This is a genomic window from candidate division KSB1 bacterium (assembly GCA_034506395.1).
In the GTDB taxonomy this organism is placed as follows: domain Bacteria; phylum Zhuqueibacterota; class Zhuqueibacteria; order Thermofontimicrobiales; family Thermofontimicrobiaceae; genus Thermofontimicrobium.
This window is the reverse complement of record JAPDPQ010000009.1, coordinates 129,171-152,655: the sequence shown is the minus strand read 5'-3', so window position 1 is coordinate 152,655 and position 23,485 is coordinate 129,171. Positions and strand designations below refer to the sequence as shown.

16 protein-coding genes are annotated in these 23,485 nt (G+C 47.3%); 14 read left to right on the top strand and 2 right to left on the bottom strand.

The window, feature by feature from the left end:
- The first annotated feature begins 364 nt into the window (after positions 1–364).
- The 3 genes from ONB37_08165 to ONB37_08155 all read left to right on the top strand — a co-directional run bounded on the left by ONB37_08165 (position 365) and on the right by ONB37_08155 (position 6,360).
- Entirely contained in the window at positions 365–1,504 is a 1,140-nt protein-coding gene (locus ONB37_08165) for an efflux RND transporter periplasmic adaptor subunit (GenBank protein ID MDZ7400121.1), read from the top strand.
- Positions 1,501–4,656, top strand: coding sequence for an efflux RND transporter permease subunit (locus tag ONB37_08160; GenBank protein ID MDZ7400120.1), 3,156 nt, complete (start codon positions 1,501–1,503; stop codon positions 4,654–4,656). Before ONB37_08165 ends, ONB37_08160 begins: the two co-directional genes overlap by 4 nt.
- A 387-nt stretch (positions 4,657–5,043) precedes the next feature.
- Positions 5,044–6,360, top strand: a complete 1,317-nt coding sequence (locus ONB37_08155) for a TolC family protein (protein ID MDZ7400119.1) — start codon at positions 5,044–5,046, stop codon at positions 6,358–6,360.
- 559 nt (positions 6,361–6,919) lie between these two features.
- Here ONB37_08155 and ONB37_08150 read toward each other — a convergent pair.
- Positions 6,920–7,693, bottom strand: coding sequence for a hypothetical protein (locus tag ONB37_08150; protein ID MDZ7400118.1), 774 nt, complete (start codon positions 7,691–7,693; stop codon positions 6,920–6,922).
- Between the two features lie 707 nt (positions 7,694–8,400).
- Between ONB37_08150 and ONB37_08145 the strand changes: the two genes are divergently transcribed.
- Both ONB37_08145 and ftsH read left to right on the top strand, forming a co-directional pair.
- Positions 8,401–9,000 carry a YkgJ family cysteine cluster protein gene (locus ONB37_08145; GenBank protein MDZ7400117.1) on the top strand — a complete coding sequence of 200 codons (600 nt, stop codon included), beginning with the start codon at positions 8,401–8,403 and terminating at the stop codon, positions 8,998–9,000.
- Positions 9,001–9,173: 173 nt separating this feature from the next.
- Complete coding sequence (ftsH, locus tag ONB37_08140; GenBank protein ID MDZ7400116.1) at positions 9,174–11,195, top strand: ATP-dependent zinc metalloprotease FtsH; 2,022 nt, start codon at positions 9,174–9,176, stop codon at positions 11,193–11,195.
- A gap of 820 nt (positions 11,196–12,015) precedes the next feature.
- On the opposite strand, the gene ONB37_08135 is transcribed toward ftsH, so the two are convergent.
- Positions 12,016–12,198: a hypothetical protein gene (locus ONB37_08135; protein MDZ7400115.1), complete on the bottom strand. Its 183-nt coding sequence runs from the start codon at positions 12,196–12,198 to the stop codon at positions 12,016–12,018.
- Between the two features lie 138 nt (positions 12,199–12,336).
- On the opposite strand from ONB37_08135, the gene ONB37_08130 reads away from it, so the two are divergent.
- From ONB37_08130 to ONB37_08090, 9 genes are all read left to right on the top strand, one after another.
- Complete coding sequence (locus tag ONB37_08130; GenBank protein MDZ7400114.1) at positions 12,337–13,653, top strand: YjbH domain-containing protein; 1,317 nt, start codon at positions 12,337–12,339, stop codon at positions 13,651–13,653.
- A 71-nt stretch (positions 13,654–13,724) separates the two neighbouring features.
- Entirely contained in the window at positions 13,725–14,429 is a 705-nt protein-coding gene (locus ONB37_08125) for a YjbH domain-containing protein (GenBank protein ID MDZ7400113.1), read from the top strand.
- A 305-nt stretch (positions 14,430–14,734) separates the two neighbouring features.
- Complete coding sequence (locus ONB37_08120; GenBank protein MDZ7400112.1) at positions 14,735–16,141, top strand: SPOR domain-containing protein; 1,407 nt, start codon at positions 14,735–14,737, stop codon at positions 16,139–16,141.
- A gap of 143 nt (positions 16,142–16,284) precedes the next feature.
- Positions 16,285–17,373, top strand: a complete 1,089-nt coding sequence (locus tag ONB37_08115) for a DUF362 domain-containing protein (GenBank protein ID MDZ7400111.1) — start codon at positions 16,285–16,287, stop codon at positions 17,371–17,373.
- Between the two features lie 249 nt (positions 17,374–17,622).
- A complete protein-coding gene (gene ribD, locus ONB37_08110) occupies positions 17,623–18,783 on the top strand; it encodes a bifunctional diaminohydroxyphosphoribosylaminopyrimidine deaminase/5-amino-6-(5-phosphoribosylamino)uracil reductase RibD (protein MDZ7400110.1) in 1,161 nt (386 codons plus the stop codon).
- 46 nt (positions 18,784–18,829) lie between these two features.
- Complete coding sequence (locus ONB37_08105) at positions 18,830–19,465, top strand: riboflavin synthase (protein ID MDZ7400109.1); 636 nt, start codon at positions 18,830–18,832, stop codon at positions 19,463–19,465.
- A gap of 38 nt (positions 19,466–19,503) precedes the next feature.
- Positions 19,504–20,724 carry a bifunctional 3,4-dihydroxy-2-butanone-4-phosphate synthase/GTP cyclohydrolase II gene (locus tag ONB37_08100; GenBank protein ID MDZ7400108.1) on the top strand — a complete coding sequence of 407 codons (1,221 nt, stop codon included), beginning with the start codon at positions 19,504–19,506 and terminating at the stop codon, positions 20,722–20,724.
- Between the two features lie 24 nt (positions 20,725–20,748).
- Positions 20,749–21,213, top strand: coding sequence for a 6,7-dimethyl-8-ribityllumazine synthase (gene ribE, locus ONB37_08095; protein ID MDZ7400107.1), 465 nt, complete (start codon positions 20,749–20,751; stop codon positions 21,211–21,213).
- A gap of 16 nt (positions 21,214–21,229) precedes the next feature.
- Positions 21,230–23,443: a hypothetical protein gene (locus ONB37_08090; GenBank protein MDZ7400106.1), complete on the top strand. Its 2,214-nt coding sequence runs from the start codon at positions 21,230–21,232 to the stop codon at positions 23,441–23,443.
- Positions 23,444–23,485 lie beyond the last annotated feature (42 nt).

The window sequence follows — 23,485 nt, the reverse complement described above, 5'->3', positions numbered from 1 at the left end:
TGCTTTCCAATGTGATTATTTTTAAGATTTCAATTAAAAATAAAAACCCAAACCGAGATTCATATTGCTACTACTTTGTTGCATCTGAGCCACGAATGATATAATGAAAATACTTAAACCTGAGAATTATGCCTGCACCTAATTCTCCCTTCCTGCATCTAATAGCATGAACGATTTGAGCTTTTTGCTTGATTCATATTCAAGAAACCTCAAACCGCCAAGTCCGCTAATTTGAGCGAATTGATGATATCCATTGGCAGTTGGTTCGATGATTTTTTTTGTTTGTATCTCCAACGGATCAAGGAATCCAACTGATGGAATTTTGGGACACGAATTTGAAGGACTAATCGAAAAGGAAGAAATAATGAAACGAAAAATTATCATTACGCTACCCATTATTATTTTAATCATCGGCTTTATCGCCATGCGAGTCTTGATCAGCATGAAAAAGGAGCCACCCAAGCGGCCTGCGGTGGTGCGGCCCAGAATGGTGGCGGCGCAGGTGGTGCAGTTGAAAGATATTCCTGCGCAGATTATCGCTTACGGCCGATTGATGTCGGCGCAGCCAATTACGTTGTTCAGCGAGGTGGCAGGCGAGATCATGCCAGGTACTGTGCCGTTCCAGCCTGCCCAATCGTTCAAAAAGGGCGATCTGCTGCTGAAGATCGATGATCGGCAGATCAAGCTGGATATCAATACCGCCAAGAGCGAATTCCTCAATGCGCTGGCTGCGGTGCTGCCTGAGCTGAAGGCGGATTTTCCTGAAGAATACGAAAAATATCAGAGCTATTTCGACTGCTGCGGCTTCGGCGAGGAACTTCGAGAATTGCCTGAGACAGACAATCAGAAGGTCAAGCTGTTTCTGTCTCGGTTCAATGTGTACAAACTTTATTTTGCGGTGCGCAATCTGGAGATTCGGTTGGAGAAGCATTATTTCTACGCACCGTTCGATGGCTCGATTGTTTCGGCTGATCTCAGAGTTGGCGCAACGGCTCGAGTGGGAAGTCAATTGGGGCAGATTATCAATCTTGAAAATCTGGAGGTGGAGTTGCCCATTCCTGCCATCGATGTGCAGTGGATCGACCAGACCAGGCCTGTGATTTTCACGTCGAGCGAGATGGCGGGCCAGTGGCAGGGCAAGATCAGGCGCATCGGCAAAAATATCGACACCCGAACCCAGGCGGTTCAGGTGTATGCCTCGGTGGATCGGGGCGATCAAAATGGCCTATTCAATGGCGTATTTCTCAAAGCGCAGATTCCAGGCAAGGTCATCAGAAACGGCATTGCCATCCCCCGCCGAGCGATTTACGAGGACAAGTTCGTCTACCTGATCAAAAATGGCAGGCTGGATTACCGAGAGGTGATGATTTCATTTCAGGAGCCTGAATCGGTCATCGCCACAGGCGGTCTTCAGAATGGCGATACGCTGGTCGTCGAATTGTTGCAAGGCGTGGCACCTGGCATGTTGGCCGAAGCACGCATCAGTGAGGAGGTTGGCCGATGAAAAAGATCATCGAATTTTTCATAAAATATCGCCTGTGGGCCAACGTGATGATGTTCAGCATCCTCGGCTTCGGGCTTCTGTTTTATTCAAATATGAAATACTCGTTCTTCCCTGAAGTTGAGCCGAGTTTTATCATCATCCAGGTCGTTTATCCTGGCGCTTCGCCTGAGGAAGTAGAGGAGGGTGTGATCTTAAAGATTGAAGAGAATCTGGATGGTCTCGACGGAATCGAGCGAGTGACCTCAACGTCTCGTGAGAATTTTGGTGTGGTCACAGTGGAGGTGGCTGAGGGAGCTAAGATTGATAAAGTCTTGACTGATGTCAAAAATGCCGTAGACCGTATCGGGTCGTTTCCGCTGGGAGTGGAGAGGCCTGTGATTTTTGAGCAGAAATTCCGTGTTCGGGCGCTCTCGATCGTTCTCTATGGCGAGACCGATCGGTACAACATGAAGTACATTGCAGAAAATTTGCGGGATGAATTGCTGGCGACACCAGAGATTTCACAGGTCAGCATCGAGGGATTGCCCAATTTGGAATTTTCTATTGAAGTGGCGGAGGCCGATTTGCGCCGCTATCAGTTGACGTTCGATGAGATCTCCCGAGCGGTGGCTTCGGCCAATATCAACATTTCAGGCGGAAAATTGGAGACCCGTGATGAGGAGATGTTGATCCGAGCGTATGGCAAAAACTATTTTGCCAACGAATTGCTCAATCTCGTCGTGCGAGGCAATCCCGATGGCACTGTGATCTACCTGAGAGATGTGGCGACAGTTAAGGAGAGTTGGGAGGACAGCCCAGATCGATCGTATTATAACGGTCGCACGGCGGTGGTGCTGAATGTCGATAAAACGACTGCGGAAGATATTTTGGCCGTTGCCAAGACTGCCAAAACCATCGTTCAAAAATTTAATGAGAGCAATGATAAAGTCCAGGCATTGATTATCGACGACACCACAATTCCCTTGCGGCAACGGCTGTCGTTACTGGTGAACAATGGCATCATGGGCTTGATTTTGGTGCTCATTCTGTTGGGATTTTTCTTGAATCTTCGGCTTTCATTCTGGGTGGCTATGGGCTTGCCCGTGGCTTTTGCAGGGATGTTCATCGTCGCCAATTTATCGGGCATCACCATCAATGCGATTTCGCTGTTTGGTATGATTATCGTGGTTGGAATCCTGGTGGACGATGCAATCGTGGTGAGTGAAAATGTCTATTCCCACTACGAGCGGGGCAAACCCGCCCTGAAAGCCGCCCTGGATGGTAGCGTAGAGGTGTTAGGGCCTGTAACGACCTCGGTTCTAACTACCATCATCGCCTTTCTGCCGTTCTTTTTCCTCAGCGGCTTCCTGGGCAAGTTCATCTGGCAGATGGCGGTAGTCGTGGTAGCGGCGCTTTCATTTTCTCTGATTGAATCATTTACGATCCTGCCCGCTCATCTGGCGCATTCAAAGGCGCTCCGACCTCAACAGAAGCTATCGGTTGTGCGGCAAAAAATCGAAAAAATGATCGCATACCTGACGCATCGAATTTATGGGCCGACATTGAAATTGGCCATGCGGCGCAAGTGGATCACGGTCTCCATTCCGTTTGCGTTCGTGTTTCTGACCATCGGCTTGCTCGGTGGCGGATTCATCGGCGTCACTTTTTTCCCATTTATCGATGGGGATACGCTGCCCATAAACGTTTCGCTGGTGCCTGGTCGACAGGAAGCGGATACGGATTCGCTATTGGCGCAGATCGAACGCATCACCTGGCAGGTGAATGACCAATTGAAGCAGGAGCGTGCAGATAAAAAAGATGTGATCCTCGGCATCAAGCGGGACATCGGCAGCAACGATTTTGGCGATGCAGGTAGCCACGCAGGGCGATTGACCCTACAACTGTTAGACGGCGAACAGCGCAATATGGAAAGCTTCATTATTGCCAATCGCATTCGCCAGGCAGTTGGACCTGTGCCCGAAGCGCAGAAAATTTCGTTCGGACGCACCAGTGTCTTTGGCAAGCCTGTTTCGGTGAGTTTGTTGGGGAATAATCTAAAAGAACTGAACAAAGCCCGAGACCTGATGGTTGCAGAACTCAGCAAGTTCACGACGCTGAAAGATATCACCGACTCCAATCAGGAAGGCCGAAGGGAGATCAATATCACGCTCAAGCCCCGTGCTTATGCGCTGGGACTGACGCTGCGAGATGTGGCAGGGCAGGTGCGGCAGGGATTTTTCGGCCAGGAAGTGCAACGGATTCAGCGGGGCAGGGATGAAATTCGGGTCTGGGTGCGGTATCGCCCCGAAGATCGGGCGGCATTGGGATTTTTAGATCAGATGCGCATTCGAACCAGTACGGGAGCGGAATATCCGTTCAGCGAGTTGGCAACGTATGAGATCAAACGAGGCATTTCGGCCATTAACCACCTGGAGAAAAAGCGAGAGGTGCGAGTAGAGGCGGATCTTGTGGATACAAACATCGATCTACCGCCAATCCTGGCTGAGATTCGAGAGCGAGTGGTGCCGAACGTGTTGGCGCAGGTACAGGGAGTTCAAGTTTCCTTTGAAGGCCAATCCCGTGATCAGGAGAAAATGCAAAGATCGATGCGCAGTGCTTTCTCTGTGGCCCTATTAGCTAATCTAATCCTTCTATTTTTGGTATTTCGATCTTATGCCCAGGGATTACATATTTTCTCATTCATCCCATTCGGAATTATGGGTGCCATCTGGGGACATGGCATTATGGGGTTGCAGGTGAATACGCTATCGCTGTACGGAATCATCGCTCTGGCAGGCATTGTCATTAACGATAGCATCGTTTTTGTGGATCAAATCAATCGCAATGTTCGGGAGGGCCAGAAGGTGTTTGATGCGGTCTATAATGCGGGCATCTCTCGCTTGCGACCGATCCTTTTGACGACGTTAACCACAGTAGCAGGCCTGGCCCCACTGATGTTTGAAACCAGTCGTCAGGCCCAATTTCTGATCCCGATGGCAGTTTCTCTCGCCTATGGCTTGCTGTTTGGGACGTTCTTATTGTTGATCATTCTGCCAGCTTCATATCTGGTACAAAATAAATTTCGTCTCTGGCTGGCTTATTTGCTAACTGGCAAGAAACATGTGCCAGAAGAAGTAGAGCCAGCATGGAAAGAGATGCAGGTGGTAGGTTAATTGGGTGAAGGAGTTAATCCGTCAGGATTTTAATTGCACTCAGAATTGAAGGGTAACTTTTAATTTAAGATTCATGGGGTTAATCCGTCAGGATTCTAATGAGAGTCTCTCCGAAATTAGCGATTTTTCTTAAAAGCGGTCATTCCGATCCGCCAACTGGCGGAGAGGAATCTGGAAGTCCCATGTTTTCAATCATTGATAGATTCCTCGCTTCGCTCGGAATGACATACTTCTTAAAAATCTTTAGTTTTCGGACGGACACTAATTATACTCAGAATTGAAAGGTCATAGAATTTAAAATCAAGATTCTTTTCTGAGACCTTTCAATTCTGAGACCAAAAATTACTTATTGGTCAAGGTAATAAAAAATTTTTAGGAACTCTAACAATGAAAAAATACATTCTACTATTTTTCTTGATTCCCTTTGGCGTACAAGCCCAGGACATCCTCACCGCCGAGGATGCTATCCGAATTGGACTGAAGAATAACTTCGATATCCAGATCGCTCGGAATACGGCCGAGATCGCCAGAAATAATGCGGGCAAAGGCACCTCTGGATTTCTGCCGACGCTGGATGCGCTGGGAAATTATCAGATCCGCTCCTCGGAACAGGAGACCAATTCGCCCATCGGATTTGGGAATTCAACCTCACAAAATCTCAATGGGACGATTTCGCTCAACTGGACGCTGTTCGATGGATTTCAGATGTTTGCCAATAAAAGTCGCTACGATGAACTGGCCAAACTGGGCGAATATCAGGCTCGGTTTCAAATTGAGAATACCGTGGTGGCCATTCTGGCCGCCTATTTCAATCTCGTGCGGCAGGAGCAACTGCTGGAGGTGGCGAAAAACGCCAGGGATGTATCCGAAACCCGCTTGAATAAAGCCAGGGTGCGTCGGGATTTAGGGGGCACCTCAGCGGCAGATTTTCTAAACGCCCAGGTCTCGTTCAACAACGACGTGGCGACGCTGCTGAACCAGGAATTGCAGGTCCGAATTGCTCAGAAAAATCTGAATATTTTGTTGGGACGAGACCCCGCCACGCCGATCAATGTGGAAAAGCAGATCACCATTAACGGGGTAAATTTTGAACGAGAGGAACTGTTTCAATTGGCAGCGGAGCGCAATAGCTATCTGCTGTTCATCCGACAAAATAAATTGGTGGCAGATCAAAATGTGAAACTGGCGCAATCGGCGTTCTATCCACGATTGGCGCTTAATGCCAGCTATGGCTATTCCGATGCCACCACCGAGCGCAAGGTCACCGATGGCAGTTCCTTTTTCCCCAGGACGGTGGAATCGCAAAGCAAAGACGCTACGGTCGGCCTAACGCTGTCGTTCAATCTGTTCAATGGCTTTCGCAATAAAATCGATCTGCAAAATGCGAAAATCGAGGCGCAAAATCAGGAATTGAATTTGGCCAATGTCAGAAATCAAATTGCGGGATTGGTGCAGGAGAAATTCGATACGTTTCAGAAGCAGATTGAGCTGGTCCGATTGGAAGAGCAAAATCTGATTGCCGCCCAGCAGAATTTAGACCTGCAATTGGAGCGATTCAATATCGGGACGGCCAGCTCCCTGGAATTTCGGGATGCCCAGATCAATTTAATCCGAGCCCAGACGGCCCTGATCGCTGCCCGCTATCAGGCGAGGATCACCAGGCTGGAGATCGAGCAGTTGATTGGGAGGGTGGGCATTGAATAGCAGGAACTGAAAATTTAATTTTCTCCAACGGATGGAAACAACCCAACAGATGATTTTCCCAACGGATGGTAGACTACCGCTGATATTTTATTTAAAAACTATCCGTGGTCGTCCTATCATCCGTGGGGAGAATTATGGAGTATTAAAATTTCAGAACAAAAACCGTTGGGTTGTTTCAATCAGTGGGATAATAAGAGGGTGTTTTACAATTATAAATTCGATCTTATTAAGCCAATCTTAAGATAGACGTTAACCTCAACCCGTTATTCAAAGGCAACTGTTTATAACTCATCGATTGCTCCTGTAAGTTTTTTTTAGGGCTCGCAACCCAATTAATGCTACGCTAATTAAGTTGGATGTTCATTCCCCCTAACAATTGCACTTATTATTTTAGCTCACGAATAGCAGCTATTCAAGGATGGTCTCTATGAGAAGAAGAAGATTGAATTACAATCAGTAAGCTGAAAAGCGGATTAGAATGACCGAGTCTTTTACATTTCTCTGAAATAAAAAAGGTTGCCGGTTACCGGCAACCTTTTTTATGAAATTCTGTTGTGTTTCATTTTGAAAGTGAAAGTTGATAGCCCGCCATCAGCAGAAAATCTGGGGCGCCATCGTCAAGACCGAGCCCCAAACCAGCTCTCAAGCGGCCACTTCCCAATAGATAATCCGCACCGCCGCTCAGCAACATGTAGTCCCCTTCGCTTTTAATGTTGAGCTCGCCAACCACATTGAACTCCTTATTAACAGCGTAAACTAGGCCGGCGCCGATATTCAGATAGTTTTCGTAAGAGGTTTCCTCTTCAACCTCGAAAGTATTAGGATTGAATTTAGGTTTCTTTGACTCATAAAACATCAATCCTATGGTACCGACCAGGGACATATGGGAATTTAAAGCATGTCGGATTGCACCGAAAGCACCAAAATCGAGATTCCCTTCGAGCACATCTTCTGAGCCTATCGGCAGCGAGACCATCCCTCCAGCAGAGATGTTGGTCTTATCTTGGTTGAACACATTATAACGTCCGAAAACATCAATATCTGAAATCCCAGATTGGCCGTCACCCTTATCTGGTGAAAAATTGACAAAATGCAATTGGGTGCCCAGTTCTATTTTCTCGTTGATTGGATAGCCACCCATGACACCAATCCGAAAGCTGTTCCAGAGATCGTAGTTGGCATACATCAAACCTCCTTGGCCGTAGCCTGCTTTCGAGATCGGTGCGTCATAAAAATAGGATTGAAATAAACGGACGTTATCGAGATTGGATTGTGCGTAAAGTGGAAGAATGAATAATCCCAATAATAAAGTGATGAACATAAATCTTCTCATATCAAGCCTCCTGATGGTTGATTGTTCTTGGTTTGGTAGGTGTTTTAAAAAGTTGGCAAAGATAAGGAAATTTTAGTTGAATGTCAAGTATTTTGTCTTCGCAATAGCGATAGTTCCCATAAAAATTTTAAGATTGCTCAAATTGTTCGCAGAGAAAATACACTTTTGAAATTACATTAAATCATCTAATCCAAAAATTTCCCTTGATATTCAGACCACATTCATTCTATATAAAACCAGATCGCAAGGTCGAATTGTCGATGGTTTAGATGTCGTGAAGCGAAGGGGGATTCAAGCTCCATTAGGAAATTTGCTGGTCTAACGAGAAAATAGATCGGCCTTACATTATTTTCCAAAAATCTAAGTGGTGATATCTAGACCCAATTTGGGTGGACCAATCAGACGAATTCATCGCAAAAAGTCTGGTGGAATTGAACGACCTTCAGTTTTTGAATTTACTAATAGGCGGATGATCGCCTAAAAATATAAGTCAGAATCCGAAAAATATTTTGCAAGAGAAGCCTTTAATCATGGCAGCTAATATTTGGAGCAAGGCAAGTTTTATATGCATCTTTTGCATGGAGATGCCGAAATTTAACTATATTTATTTGACAAAAATTCTCCCTTGACTTTTTCGGAAAAAATTATTACAATGCTTTGACAAAAATAATGACCGCGGAATGAATAACTATAATTTGCAAGGATCAATGCCCTTAGACGAAATATTGTACAAATATAGAAATCTGATTTTCAAGGTCAGCTCGAGATGCGAAACATTGGAAACGCTCTATCGGGAACATTTGGTCTGCAAGCCTGGCTGCAGCCAATGTTGCCGGGTGGAACGCACCGTTCTCTCTATAGAGGGATATATCATCGAGCGGTATTTGCAAAAATTTTCTCCGCAGCGGATCAAGCGACTCCGAAGGCTTTATAAAGACTCCGACGAGACATGTCCGATGTTACTAAAGGATCGATGTGTGATTTATCCAGTAAGGCCAATCATTTGTCGAACCCATGGATTGCCTATTCTTTATGAAGAAGCGGGAAGGGCGTTCATTGATTATTGTCGATTAAATTTCACTCGCCTGCCATTGCATTATGAGTTTGCTGAACAGGACGTTCTGGATATGAATCCGTTCAACCTTGAGCTTATTGAGCTTGATCGATATTTTGTGGAGGAGGTGACCCATCAGCCATGGCATCCTAAAAATCGTCGCTCTTTGAAGACGATTCTTTTTCATCTCGACTTGCGGGAACGTCAAACTAACAATTCGATCATTGATGAATTGCGCAGTTTTTACAGATAGGCTTTTGTGAGCCCTATGGATGATAAAATAGCAATCTAAGGTATAGCTAAATATAACTGGCGAACTCAAGAATGATATTGTTGAAGATTGTTTCATAAATAAGATGATCAAATTCATTGATCAAATCAAAAATATATTTCACGTGAACCTATTGACATAAGGTTTTTTCAAATATGAGCGAGCACTCTAAAAAGCAAAGCAAAAAAAGCAACAAGCGCCCGATTAAGATTGAAAAGCGTGTGCATTTTTCGATCTGGTACATCATCTTTGGTATCATGATCATGTATCTATTAGAGACCATGATTTTGAAAGAGACCGTTGTTAAATTGCCTTATAGCGAATTTAAAGAGATGGTGCGCAAGGGCCAGATCAAGGATTGCCTTATTAGCCAGGATAAAATTACTGGCCGATTCTTCTCAGATCCAGCGAAATTGGATTCTCTCTACCAGGCGTTTGGCTTTTTACCAGATACGATTTCGAACGCTGAAACTCTGAAGTCGAAGCGCAAATTATTCAATGCCTGGGTCGATTCGCTGGCTCAAAGCGGGCCGATTCGCAAGCGGGGAGAAGCGGTGAAAGGATTGTCCTTGGCGAGCTTCTCAACCACGCGCGTCGAAGATCCAGAGCTGGTGAATCAGTTGGAGGCAATGGGCATTCAGTTCTCGGGGCAACCAGAGCGGAGCTGGTTATTGAATTTTCTATTGGTTTGGGTTTTTCCGCTGCTCATTTTGGTGGCCATTTGGGGGTTCATCTTTCGTCGCATGAATCCCACTGGGGGGATGTTATCGATCGGAAAAAGCAAGGCGAAAGTGTATGTAGAGGGTCAGACCAAAGTGACCTTCAAGGATGTTGCTGGGATTGATGAGGCGGTCGAGGAGGTGAAAGAGGTAGTTGAATTCTTGAAGAATCCTGCGAAATTTCAGTCCTTGGGCGGTAGGATTCCCAAAGGTGTTCTGCTGGTCGGCCCTCCAGGCACGGGTAAGACTTTATTGGCCAAAGCTGTGGCAGGTGAGGCGGGTGTACCCTTCTTTTCGATGTCAGGTTCAGACTTTGTCGAAATGTTTGTTGGTGTGGGTGCAGCACGAGTTCGTGACCTATTTCAGCAGGCGGCGCAACGATCACCCTGCATCATTTTCATAGATGAACTGGATGCCCTGGGTAAGGCGCGTAGCATTAGCCCGGTCACTGGTGGGCATGACGAGCGGGAGCAGACATTAAACCAGTTGCTCACCGAAATGGACGGATTTGATCCGAACATCGGGGTAATTATCATGGCAGCGACCAACCGTCCTGAGATTCTTGATTTAGCCCTGTTGCGGCCGGGCCGGTTCGATCGCCAGGTTGTCGTCGATCGGCCTGATATCAATGGCAGAGAGGCAATTCTTAAAGTGCATGCGCGCGGAGTCAAGCTGTCACCTGATGTGGATTTGCGCGTCATTGCCGCTCGGACCCCAGGATTTGTCGGTGCTGATCTGGCCAATGTGATTAATGAGGCGGCGTTGCTCGCGGCGCGTCGCAATAAGAATATCGTCAGTATGGAAGAATTGGAGGAGGCAATCGATCGTGTGATTGCCGGGCTCGAGCGAAAAAGCCGAGTGCTCAATAAGCATGAGAAGGAGATCGTTGCCTATCACGAGTCCGGTCATGCGATCGTTGGCGCCAGCCTGCCCAATACTGATCCAGTGCATCGGGTTTCGATTATTCCACGCGGTGTAGCAGCGCTGGGCTATACGCTGCAATTACCCACCGAAGATCGCTATTTGATGACTCGCTCCGAACTGGAAAGTCGGCTGAAGGTGCTATTGGGTGGCCGAGTGGCAGAAGAAATCACATTTAATGAAATCTCCACTGGGGCTCAGAATGACCTCGAGCGCGCCACTCAAATTGCTCGCTCCATGGTGGTCGAATACGGGATGAGTGAGAAGCTAGGCCCGCTATCGTATGGCAGTAGCCAGCGTGGCATCTACCTTGGCATCCAAATGCCAGAGAGTCGGCCCTACAGCGAACAAATCGCTGCCGAAATCGATAATGAGGTCCGAAAAATTGTCGAGTCCGCATATAATGTGGTCAAAGAGTTGCTTATAAATAAGAAGCAGCAGCTCGAACAACTCGCAAAACGATTGCTCGAAAAAGAGATCGTCGAGAAAGAGGAGCTATACCAAATCCTTGGCATAGAACCACCGAAACAAGAATAGGCGAACCAGTCAGCGGGCAACTATCGAACGAACGAGTAGGCAGTGATATTGAAATTGCCGCGCCATTTTTATTCCGCCTTCAATCAGCACGGCCAAGGTCTACTCGTGCAGCAATGAGAACTCAATTCTCAATGAGTTCCATTTTCATTTTGCAAGCATTAATTTGGAAACACGATAATCATCTCGAAAGAAGATTCCTTCACATTGGACTGTGTAAATGTTAGTGCCTAATCTTCTGAGCATGTTTCGCTAACCGCTGAGGTATGGGGGCGCAAAGAATCTCGATATTTCAAAGCTCGATTCGCTTGAATAGATCTCTTTTTTGCCAAGAACGCCAATCAGAATGCGATACACGGTGTTTTCTTTCTCCTTTCAATTTCATCGCAATGAAAATATCACCGAAAATTTTGCATTTTCATTCATGATTGTTCAATTGCTCCAATTCTTTAGCTTCCCTTAATGGTCATTTAATAGCTTAATATTACCACCTCGCCTTCTTGCTGGTTCAACTGAGGAAAATTCCGAATTTGATTGGTTCGCAATAGAATTTTATAGCTTTCTTTCTGAGGGAATCAAGCAATTATATAAATATCTCTCTGCAAAACAGAGGGTCAGAAACATTGATTTCTATATTTTGCGTAAATCCTGAAGCTCGGTTTATAGGTTTTTTTGCATCTTGTCAAATAAAAACCGAAAAGCTGTTACAATATTGAAAGAACGGTTGCATCTCTTTAAATTGGGCAATTTTTCACTTGATTTTCCAGAAGAAATTTTTAAATTGAGTAATGCAGGGAATGATCTGAGGCTTTCGATCTTGCCCTTATCGGGTCAAATGAAGTCTCGCCTCCACCCCCAAGGCTTTGGGGATTCCATCAAAATCAAATGGATTTCGGGTATAAGACTCAGCAATCCGATGGACACGGTTCACCCAGAGTGTTATTGCTGGGCTAGCAGCGTCAAACCATCCACTTATCGCGAGCGATCCGGTATTATTTGATTCCATGAGAATCTCCCTCTTTCAACAGATTTCGGACCGCTCCGCTTTATTAATTTTATTAATTGAATCGTCAGGCAACAGATTTTTGCTTTCAGCGTTATTATCGATCCTTTTTATATCATCATCGGCTTTGGAGGAGAGGAAATGATGAGCAGGTTGCTAATGTTCATGTGGGGAAGCCTATTTTTATTTTTTGTCAGCGGGCGTGCCAGCCAGCCGAACCGCATGGACCTGAACACTGCCGTGGTAACCTGCCAAAATGACCTCATCGCTGCTGGTTTGGAGAACATTGAAATTCAGGTGGCATCCGGCCCGACGATATGGATCAGCTACGAAAATCGGCGTTTCCGAAATGAGGTGCTCGCTTTGGGCGTTGTCCTTGTTTCATCAGCTCATCGTTTTTCCTCTTGCCACAGAATTGTCCTAATTCCCAAATACCGAAACGTGACGATCAAATACATCATCGTCGAGCGAGAAGGGTTTGAGCAATGGCTGCAAGATCAAATTTCATTGACTGAGTTTTTGGCTGGCGTATCAATTGGCTGGTATCCACTATCCCCAGCTCCTTATCCCGGTTATATTGCACCTGAGCGCCAGTCCTCTGCATTCAAATTTGATCTCAGTTTTATTCCTGGATGCAATGCCCAATTCGCACAGCCAAAGGATCCAGCGCAATTGCAATTCAATGTGACTTCCAATATTTCGTTTACCGTTGCCAAGGGATTTCAAATGAACGGTCAGCTTTATGCGACGATTTATGATGAGTTTCAACGTTTCGGGCATAAAAATCAGACGGGCTTTTTACAAATTCAACAATTGATCCGATTGCCCTATCAGTCATTTCTATCGCTGAGCGCTGGCCGGTTCGAATTCGGCTGCTACGGCATCTCCTCCCAGCTCAGACATTTTCTGTGGCGCGATCGAGTCAGCTTTTCTGCCAGAATAGACTGGGTGGATGCGCATTCAATCGGACAATGGTTGTCAATTTCTCGCCCGATCAACAATCGCTATTCCTATCTTTTCCAGACCGACTATCGCTTTGAGCCAGTCGATGTGCACTTTCGGGTGAGTTGGGGCAGATACCTTTTGGGTGATAGTGGCTGGCGCATCGATATCATGCGCCGTTTTCGAGAGTTGGAGCTGGAATTTATGGGCGTCTGGAGCCAATCGCTTGAATTTCTCACTGGCATGACCGTCCGAATCCCATTCCCAATGATCCGGCAGGCGATGCCAAGTCGATTCCGATTGACCTCACCTCGATCCATCATTTGGGACTATCGCTATCTGCCATGTTATGACGGTCTGATCCTGAACACTGGAGAAAGTTTTGAACGCGTGGCCGATCAATTGACCCTCAGCTTTATCCGGGCTAATAGTCACTATTTAAAAATAGCGCGGCGCTATGTTAAACTGGATGAAGCTGTTTTTCGCCACGAATATATTCCGAAGCGAGGGAGTTGATAGCAGTGATTGCATCCGCTATTCGATTTTCACAGCTAATTAGCTCGGTTCCACGAGTGATGGGATGGTTCATGCTAATCTTGGCGTTTCCAATGCCCAGCCGCTCTGGTATTTCGCTTTCTGGGACCAGCGGTCTGATCCAAATCCCCACAGCGGAGGTGATTGAGGATCAACAGGTGGCAATCGGCTTCGGTTATGTCGATCGTCATGCAGCGTACCTCGCCACCCATCTTTTTCATAATTATCCTTTTTTCATCGTCCTCGGCTATCTCCCCAGATTGGAATTTAGCGCTGGCGTGACATTCGTGCCTGGTCAACAAAGCTATGATGGTACCAATACCTACAAAGATGGCGTGATCAGCTTGCAATATCTTGTGCTCAAAGAGCATGGCCAGCTTCCAGCAATTGCCATCGGCGTACGGGACATTTATAGCTTTATTTTGCTTAATACCAGCTATATGGTTATCAGCAAAACCATTGTCAACCAGCCTCAAAGCTGCTGGCGGTTGCATATCGGTTACGGCTCTGATCTAATCAATCGCCACCTCGGCGTGCCAAAGCAAGATCGCGATCTACCAGTGGGACATACTATCGTCGGTCTCTTTGGGGGGCTGGAAATCAGTTGGAAAAATTGGCTGATTTATTTGGTTGAATATGATTCTCAAAAAATAAACGCTGGATTTCGATTCTTATTTTCCCAGCATTTGAATTTCATGTTAGTGCGAATGGATATGGAATATTGGAGCGCGAACCTCAATTGGACATTTCGCCTATGAATAGCGCCCATGACAAAAACGAGGGAAAGAAATAAATTTCATGTGATGGATAGCGCAAAAGACATTCGATTTTGTGATTCCGCCTCATATACAAAAAGGCGAGCTAGTAAAATGCGATGATTGTTTCGATCATTCACCAACAATCCCGACCGAGAAGCTGATTTTGGTTAGCTCCTTTTTCCATCTAATATCATAAATTATCTCTGCGACAGACACTGCTCCCTAAAAAATCAGTTGACATTTCCATCCGAAATTGTTATAATTCTGTTGAATATTTCTTAACAACCTTTGTGCGCGAGGGCGTTATGGCAAAAAACATCATTAAGCAGGTGCGATGGTGGTTGTTAGCTATTGTCATCTGGGCTGGGGCATGGGCTCAGGATGAATTTGTTCAGTTTACTTATTATGATCAACTGACATGGTCGCCAGATGGAAAACAATTGGCGTTTCGATGCATTTTATTGGATGAGTCTCAGCCAGAGCGGTTCAAAATCCACATTCTGGTCAAGGATTTGGCATTAGATCGTTTGGTCTGTCTTAATCCGCAACCAGAGCAGTTGGTCGTAGCGCAAGATAAAAAACAATTGATCTTCTCCAGCAGTTTTGGCCTGTACCTCATGTCGTTGAAGCCTCTTTCTCCCCCTGTCCAGATCTACTTTCGCGATCCAACATCGAAATGGTATTTTCAGGAATTCGGATTTCTCAAGAAAGATAATGGGATTTACATCGATCGTTTCGAGCCAGGAACTGGGCAGACGATGCGACATTATTTTTCGTTACCGACCGGACAAATTGCCGCGGCTGGATCGTCTTGGGTCGAGCCGATCGCGAAAGAAAGGATCCGCAGTAGCACTTTTAATTTGAGAGAGGCGGCCATGTCAACCAGCGAACCCAGAGCAATGAAATTAAAAAAAGCGACACTTCAATTTGTCAGTCGCGCCGAGCCAGGAGGATATGATCTCGTCCTGCAACCCTCGGGTCTGCGTGCCCAAGCGGCCACGGTTTTGCTTAAGAATGTACGACCGCGATTGCTCAGCACCAATCCCCGGCAAAGCGACGCAATCCTTTCCGTGCTTTCTTCAACCGGAAATCTGACGTTCCATTATGCAATGAGTTCTGGGAAGTTTTCTGCCATTGATAGCAGCCGCTATTATGCACTGGCATGGTTGGATGAGGATCGCTACTTGTGCATAACAGATCAGGGGCTAATGCTGCGCAGCCTTGATCGCTCATTGGATCAGAAATTGAACGATTGGCCAATGCCGTCATGGTGTCATTCGATCTCATTGGCATTGCCCCAATATGAGCTACAAGTCGGTTTTGAACCAGATCGGCCCGCTGCGGAGAAGATCGCAGCGCGATTGGCGAAATTGGGCTATTTTGCCCGAATAAAGTATTTTCAGGATGAGAAAAAGTCAGGATATCGAATACGGTTAGGCGGCTTTTCGACGAAAATCGAAGCACAACAATTTGCCTCTCAGCTCAAACGCCATGGGTTCAAATATTGGATCGTGCCAATTGACGATTGGTACGATTATTTTAACGCTGAACACGCTGGAGAGCATCGTCGCTATGATGAATCAACCGAAGCGATCATCGAGTACAAATTCGATCGCTATTTGCGGAGCCGAATCGTGCTCAAAAGACCAGGCCAACCAGCTCGTGTGATCGTTGATGAGATGAATAACATTCCTGATCGTGGCAATTGGTAACCGCCAGCCTATTAATCGAATTTGACAAAAGTTCGCTCTATCAATCGTTCAAAAGCTGTTACTGCTTGTCCAGATTGTTCCTGCAGAGCTGACAGGTTTCATGGATTAAAGAAATGACAGTTTGATATGCAAAGGTGTGACGCGTGAGTGCAAAAGTATATTTCATGCCGGCCACGGCAAAAGATCCGGTGGATTTGATGCATCGAAAATTGATGCAATTGTACGAGGCGGCACAATTGAGAAGCTGTTTTTCAGCAAGGGACATGGTGGCGATAAAAATTCATTTCGGAGAAGAGGGCAATAGCACCCATGTGGCAGCTGAATATTTGCCGCCATTAATTGCGGCGATCCGGCAAAGCCAGGCGGAGCCATTTTTGACCGAGACGTGCGTGTTGTATCGGAGTCAACGCGCAAATGCGGTGAGCCATGTGCGCTTGGCCGAACAACATGGCTTTGGCATGCGGCAATTGGGTGTTCCAATTATCATCGCCGATGGGTTGCGCGGTAATAGCGAGATTGAGGTCAAGATCCCTGGAAAATTGTTCAGCAAAGTTGCCATTGCCGCCGAGGCGTTGATGGCCAATGCGATGTTGGTCATTAGCCATGTGACAGGGCATATGGCTTCGGGATTGGGTGCGGCGATCAAAAATTTGGGCATGGGGTTAGCCAGCCGCAAGGGTAAGCTGCGGCAACATTCCTCAATGAAACCGCGCATCGAGATTACGCGCTGCACGGGGTGTGGCGAGTGTATCCTTTGGTGTCCTGAAACGGCCATCACGATGAACGGGAATGTGGCCGTTATCAATGAAAAAATTTGCATCGGCTGCGGTGAATGCCTTACTGTCTGTCGTTTCGACGCCGTAAAATATAATTGGAAGACATCCAGTGAAAGCTTGCAGCGAAAGATGGCCGAACACGCCCTGGGGGCAGTGATTCATAAAAAGGATAAAGTGGCCTATTTGAACTTTTTGATCAATATCACCAAAGATTGTGATTGTCTCACTGGAAAGCAGCCTTCAATAGTGCGAGATATCGGAGTGTTGGCGAGTCGAGACCCTGTAGCGATCGACAAAGCCAGCCTGGATCTGATCGCCCAATATGCTGGCAAAAGCTTGGCCGCCCTCTCTTATCCTCATATCGATCCTACCGTACAATTGCAGCACGGTCAGGAGATCGGGCTAGGCTCGATGGATTATGAGCTCATTTCGCTCGATGCCCCGACAGAACCATAGTCTGGGCGAATTATCTCTCTATTGATTCTTTTTTAGGGCCTGTGAGCGAAACTATGACGCCGGTATTTGTGGCAAAAGACTAGCTTCGAGAAAAAATTCTTGCTTTGCGATGCGATAATCGTTATATTGTTGGCCGTTGAAATGGCTGGTTAGTTGATAGACCAAGTGAATTGGGTCCATTGCCACAAGTTCAACTCGGAATTTGGGAGATAATCTTTTCGGTAGTACATTTAACAGACGATCAAACTTTTGGGATTGAAAGTAATTGGGATTGATCGGGAGGATTCGCCGGTTATCGAACATAAAAAAATATTAAATGAAGGTGACTATCTCAAGCGAGCGATTCGGCTTGCACGACGCGGGATGGGACACGTGAGCCCCAATCCCATGGTGGGCTGTGTGATCGTGAATAACGATGCGATTGTGGGCGAGGGATATCATCGATATTTTGGCGGGCCCCATGCGGAGGTGGAGGCGCTCCAGGCTGCTGGTGAAGCGGCAGCCGGGGCAACGCTCTATGTCAATCTGGAGCCGTGTTGTCATTATGGCAAGACGCCTCCTTGTACCGATGCCATTATTCGGGCCGGCATCAAGCGCGTGGTGGTAGGGATGATCGATCCCAATCCGCTCGTGAATCAGCGGGGCATTGAAATTTTAAGGCAGCATGGAATCGAAGTGACCAGTGGGGTGGAGGAGGAAGCGTGCCGCGAGTTGAATCGGTGCTTTATTAAATATATTGTGGCTGGGCTCCCGTATGTCACGATGAAGATCGCTCAATCGTTAGATGGTCGCATCGCCACGGCGACGGGTCATTCGCAGTGGATCACCTCTTATCCAGCGCGGGTGCTGGCCCATCGCTTGCGCGCCGAGCACGATGCCGTGATTGTTGGCATCGGAACCGTGCTGGCTGACGACCCTCAATTGACGGTTCGTTTTGTGAAAGGAACGAATCCGTGGCGGATCGTTTTAGACGATCAACTCCGGATCCCGTTAAGCAGCCGATTGCTGACGGGCGAATTGGCAGCAAGGACAATAGTCGCAACCACCTCACAGGATGAGATGCGCAAAAAGGCTGTCGAAGCCACTGGGGCTCAGGTCTGGACAATTTCGCCGAATCAAAGCAATCGGGTTTCGATTCCAGAATTGCTGAAAAAAATGGCAAGCGCCCATATCAGCTCTGCATTGATCGAAGGTGGCTCACAAGTCAACACAGCGTTTCTGAAAGCCGGCATGGTCGATCGAATCATCATCGCGATAGCTCCCAAGATTATCGGAGCTGGTATCGAGGCGATTGGTGATCTGGGAATTGAGAGGGTGGATCGCTGTATTGAACTGACCAATATCCGACTCAAAGCTGTCGGGCCAGATTATGTGGTGACAGCCGATCTGCTTTATCCTAATCCACAATGATGATCAACTTTGGACAAATTGGGTTCTGAGGTTTAAAAGAATATCAATGTTTACCGGGATCATCGAAGAAATTGGGCTGGTAGAGTCCAACGTGATGCAATCTGGGGCAATGCGGTTTCAGATTCGTGCGGAACGAGTGCTGAGCGATCTGGCCGTGGACCAGAGTATTGCGGTCAACGGGGTATGTCTGACGGTTGTTGCAGTTGGGGACAGCTATTTTGAAGCTGATGTTGTAGCCGAAACATTAGCTCGATCGACCTTAGCGCAATTGCAGCGCCATGATCGTGTAAACTTAGAGCGAGCGTTGCGATTGCAGGATCGCTTAGGTGGACATCTGGTGCAAGGCCACGTCGATGGCCTCGGCACCATTCAGAGGCTTCGCTTTTCCCCAGGAGGTGGAGAATTAACCATTTCGATCCCTTCAGAACTGGAGCGATACACCATTGAGAAAGGCTCTATTGCGATTGATGGGGTGAGCTTAACCATCGCCAAAAAGAGTGGGGCGCTCATTTCGATTGCTGTCATCCCCCATACATGGAATCAAACGATATTACAATTTAAAAAAAGTGGTGACCAAGTGAATATCGAGGTCGATTGCTTGGCAAAATATATTGAGCAGTTGATCTGGCGACCTGGCGAAACAAATATCACCATGGAATGGTTAAAACAACAAGGTTTTTAGCCAGGCGGTTAAAATTTAAAATTGAGATCAATTTTTTTATGTATAAATTCAATCTGATAGAGGATGCCATTGAGGATTTTCGTGAGGGGAAGATCCTCATCGTAGTGGACGATGAAGATCGCGAGAATGAAGGCGATTTTATCATGGCGGCGACCAAAGTGACCCCGGAGAAGATCAATTTTATGGCGACTTATGGACGGGGGCTGATCTGTGTGGCGATGACCGAGGAGCGATTGGAGGAGCTGGAGTTGCATCCGATGGTGTCGCGCATTACGGCGCTGCATGGGACAAAATTTACGGTATCGGTCGATGCGGTGAAAAACACCACCACAGGGATTTCCGCGCACGATCGAGCGCAAACCATCAAAGTGCTGATTGATCCTTACACCAAACCGAGCGATCTGGCACGGCCTGGGCATGTTTTTCCCATTAAGGCCGAGAAAGGGGGCGTACTCAGCCGTGCCGGACATACGGAAGCGGTGGTTGATCTGGCGCGACTGGCTGGCCTGTATCCGGCTGGCGTGTTGTGCGAGATCATGGATGACGATGGCTCGATGGCTCGGGTGCCCAAGCTGATGAAGCTTGCTCGAAAACATGATTTGAAAATCATCACGATTCGCGATCTGATCGAATATCGGCGTCGCACCGAAAAACTGGTCGAGCGCAAGGCCACAGCCAAGCTGCCCACCAAATACGGCAATTTCATCCTCCATTTATATAAAAGTTCAGTGGATGAGCACCATCATCTGGCGTTAGTCAAAGGCGATGTGGCGACTGATGAACCAGTGATCGTGCGAGTTCATTCGCAATGCCTTACTGGCGATATTTTCGGCTCACTGCGCTGCGATTGTGGAGAGCAATTGGAAAAGGCGATGAGGATCATCGAACAGGAAGGCCGTGGTGTCCTGCTTTACATGCGCCAAGAAGGACGAGGGATTGGTCTGGCCAATAAAGTGATGGCCTATCAGTTGCAGGATAACGGCAGGGATACAGTGGAAGCCAACGAGGAGTTAGGTTTTAAAGCGGACTTGAGAGATTATGGGATTGGTGCCCAAATTTTAGCAGATCTTGGGATCAAACGGATCAGGCTTTTGACCAATAATCCCAAAAAAATCGTCGGTCTGAAAGGTTACGGTCTGGAGGTGGTGGAACGGATCCCCATCGAAATCAAGCCAAATGAAGTCAATGCGCGCTATTTGCAAACCAAGCGGGATAAATTGGGTCACTTAATTTTGAACGGGCCAGTGGTGGAGAAATAAACCTTATTCATCAGGAGGCAGATCATGCCAAAGATTTTGCAGGGAAAATTTGTCGGAAAAGGGAAAAGGTTTGGGATCGTGGTCAGCCGTTTCAACGAGTTCATTTCATCTAAATTGCTAGAGGGAGCACTGGATTGTCTCCAGCGCCATGAAGTGGATATGGATCAGGTGGACATTGCCTGGGTGCCTGGTTCGTTTGAAATCCCTTTGACTGCGCTGCGCATGGCGAGCAGCAACAAATACGATGCGGTCGTATGTCTCGGAGCCGTGATTCGGGGCGCGACGCCCCATTTTGAATATATCGCTGCAGAGGTGACCAAAGGTATTGCGCAGGTCAACCTCCAAACCGGTGTGCCCACGATTTACGGAGTGATCACTGCTGATACTCTGGAACAAGCTATTGAGCGGGCTGGCACTAAGGCGGGAAACAAGGGTTGGGATGCCGCAATGTCCGCCATGGAAATGGCCAATCTGTTTGAGAACCTGTAATATGGATCAACATCTCATGAAATTCAAAATAAATTGGATCGCCCTAATCGCGCTACTGGCAACACATGGGATGGTTCATGCTGGAGTAGGCGATTGGACCACGTTTACCAGTCAGACCGATGTCCGCGATTTGCTCCTGGTTGGGGATGCGATCTGGTGTGCCACCAATGGGGGGGTATTTCGATATGATATCGCCACTGGCGATTACACGCTTTTTAATAACACGAATGGCTTAACATCCATCGATGCGAAAGCATTGGCAATTGATCAAAGGGGCCGAATCTGGGTGGGCTTTACGGACGGGTCAATCAATTTTTATCAGCCCAGCAGCGAACAGTGGAAGAGCATCAAGGAATATATTGGCCGCCGGATTTATGACCTGGCATTGATTGGGGATTCGCTGCTGGTAGCGCTGGATATCGGTCTAAGTCTCTATGACATGAATCGGCAGGAGGTGAAGGAGACCTATAAACGGTTGGGGTGGAAATTTCCCAGCGAAACTGCTGTCACCTACGTCACGATCGTGAATCGAGAGATTTGGGCTGGCACAGCGCTGGGCATCGCGCGCTCCAGCTTCGATCGCGCCAATTTAATGGCACCTGAGAGCTGGCAAAACTACACCACTCTTGATGGATTGCCCCACAACCAGGCGAATGCGATCATCAGCCACAATGATTCAATTTATGCAGCCACCAATGGTGGAGTCGCCGTCCTGCGATCGCAGCAATGGGTATCGATGAGCACCAATTTGAGCTATCCGGAAGTGCGAGGATTGGCATCGAAAAACGGGACGCTTTATGCACTAACTTACGGATATGTGAGCCGTTGGGTCCCCACTGAGATGCTATGGCGCAATGTGGCCGAATACGTCAGCGAATTGAGTTGCTTTGCTGTGGCGGATAATGGTGATCTTTGGGTGGGCCGAAACAAATCAGGCAGCGGCCGCGGGTTTGCTCACTTCTCAATTGCCCAGCAAAGGTGGGAATATCTTGTTCCGCCCGGACCCGCCAGCAATGAATTTAACGGGCTTGCGGTAGACCGTAATGGCATCTTATGGTGCGCTTCAGCCAGGGATGGGATTTTCAAATTCGACGGCAAGACTTGGCGCCAGTTCACCACTGCCGATGGGCTGATCAATAATGGCATTAAATGCGTGACCGTCGATGGCCAAAATCGAAAATGGTTCGGGAGTGAAGGCGGTGGCTTGATCTGTATTGATTCCGACGAGAAGATCACCGTGTACTATCGCGATTATCTCGCTCCGGCTGGTGCTTTTTCCGATTTTGTGGTCGTCCCCGATGTTAAAGTCGATGAATTCGGCAATGTATGGGCGCTCAATACCGAGGCGAATAACGGACGCGTCGTGGCGGTGTTCGCTGCCAACGGCTCGTGGTATTATTTCTCGGTCGCTGAGGGCATATTGAACAATTCGGTCACTTCCCTGGCAATCGATTGGGAGAACCGAGTCTGGGTCGGCACCAAGGGGGGAGTCAGTGTCATCGATTATCAGAACACCCTCGCTGTCAAATCCGATGATATCATCAAGGATAATAATCTGACCACTAACGATGGTTTGGAAAGCAACCAGATCATCGACATCGCTATTGATCAAGATAATATCGTTTGGATCGCCACTAGTGCCGGTGTGAATTACTGGTATTGGGACAACAACAAGCGGGCTGGAGTAGTCAAGTACCAACCTGGTTTGCTAAGCACCAGTGTGAATACCATCGAAGTGGACATCCGCAATAATAAATGGTTCGGCACGTCGGCTGGGATCAGCATCTTGGCGCCCGATGGATATACCTTTTCTCATTATACTACCGCAAATAGCTCCCTGGTATATGACAATATTACATCGATTGCGTTCGATCCGGAGAGTGGGAAGGCCTATATCGGGACTGGCAGAGGACTCTCGGTTCTCGAGACCCCGTATGCGCGGCCCAGAACCGATTTGAGCATGGTGAAAGCAGGGCCGAATCCATTTATCATTCATGAGGCGCGAGGATTCAATTTCATGGAGCTTGCCGACGATGTTGCTATCAAATTTCTCGACGAAAGTGGTCATCTCGTGCGCCACATCAGCAACGAAGAGATTTTTGGGAATTATTTCTCCTGGGATGGGAGAGATGACCAAGGCCAATATGTAGCCAGCGGCATTTATATTTATGTGATCTATAATCCTGAAACAGGGATGCATCATGTCGGAAAAGTTGCGGTGATCCGATAAACTGTGGTCTTATTCGATGGTTCACAAAAAACAACAATCGCA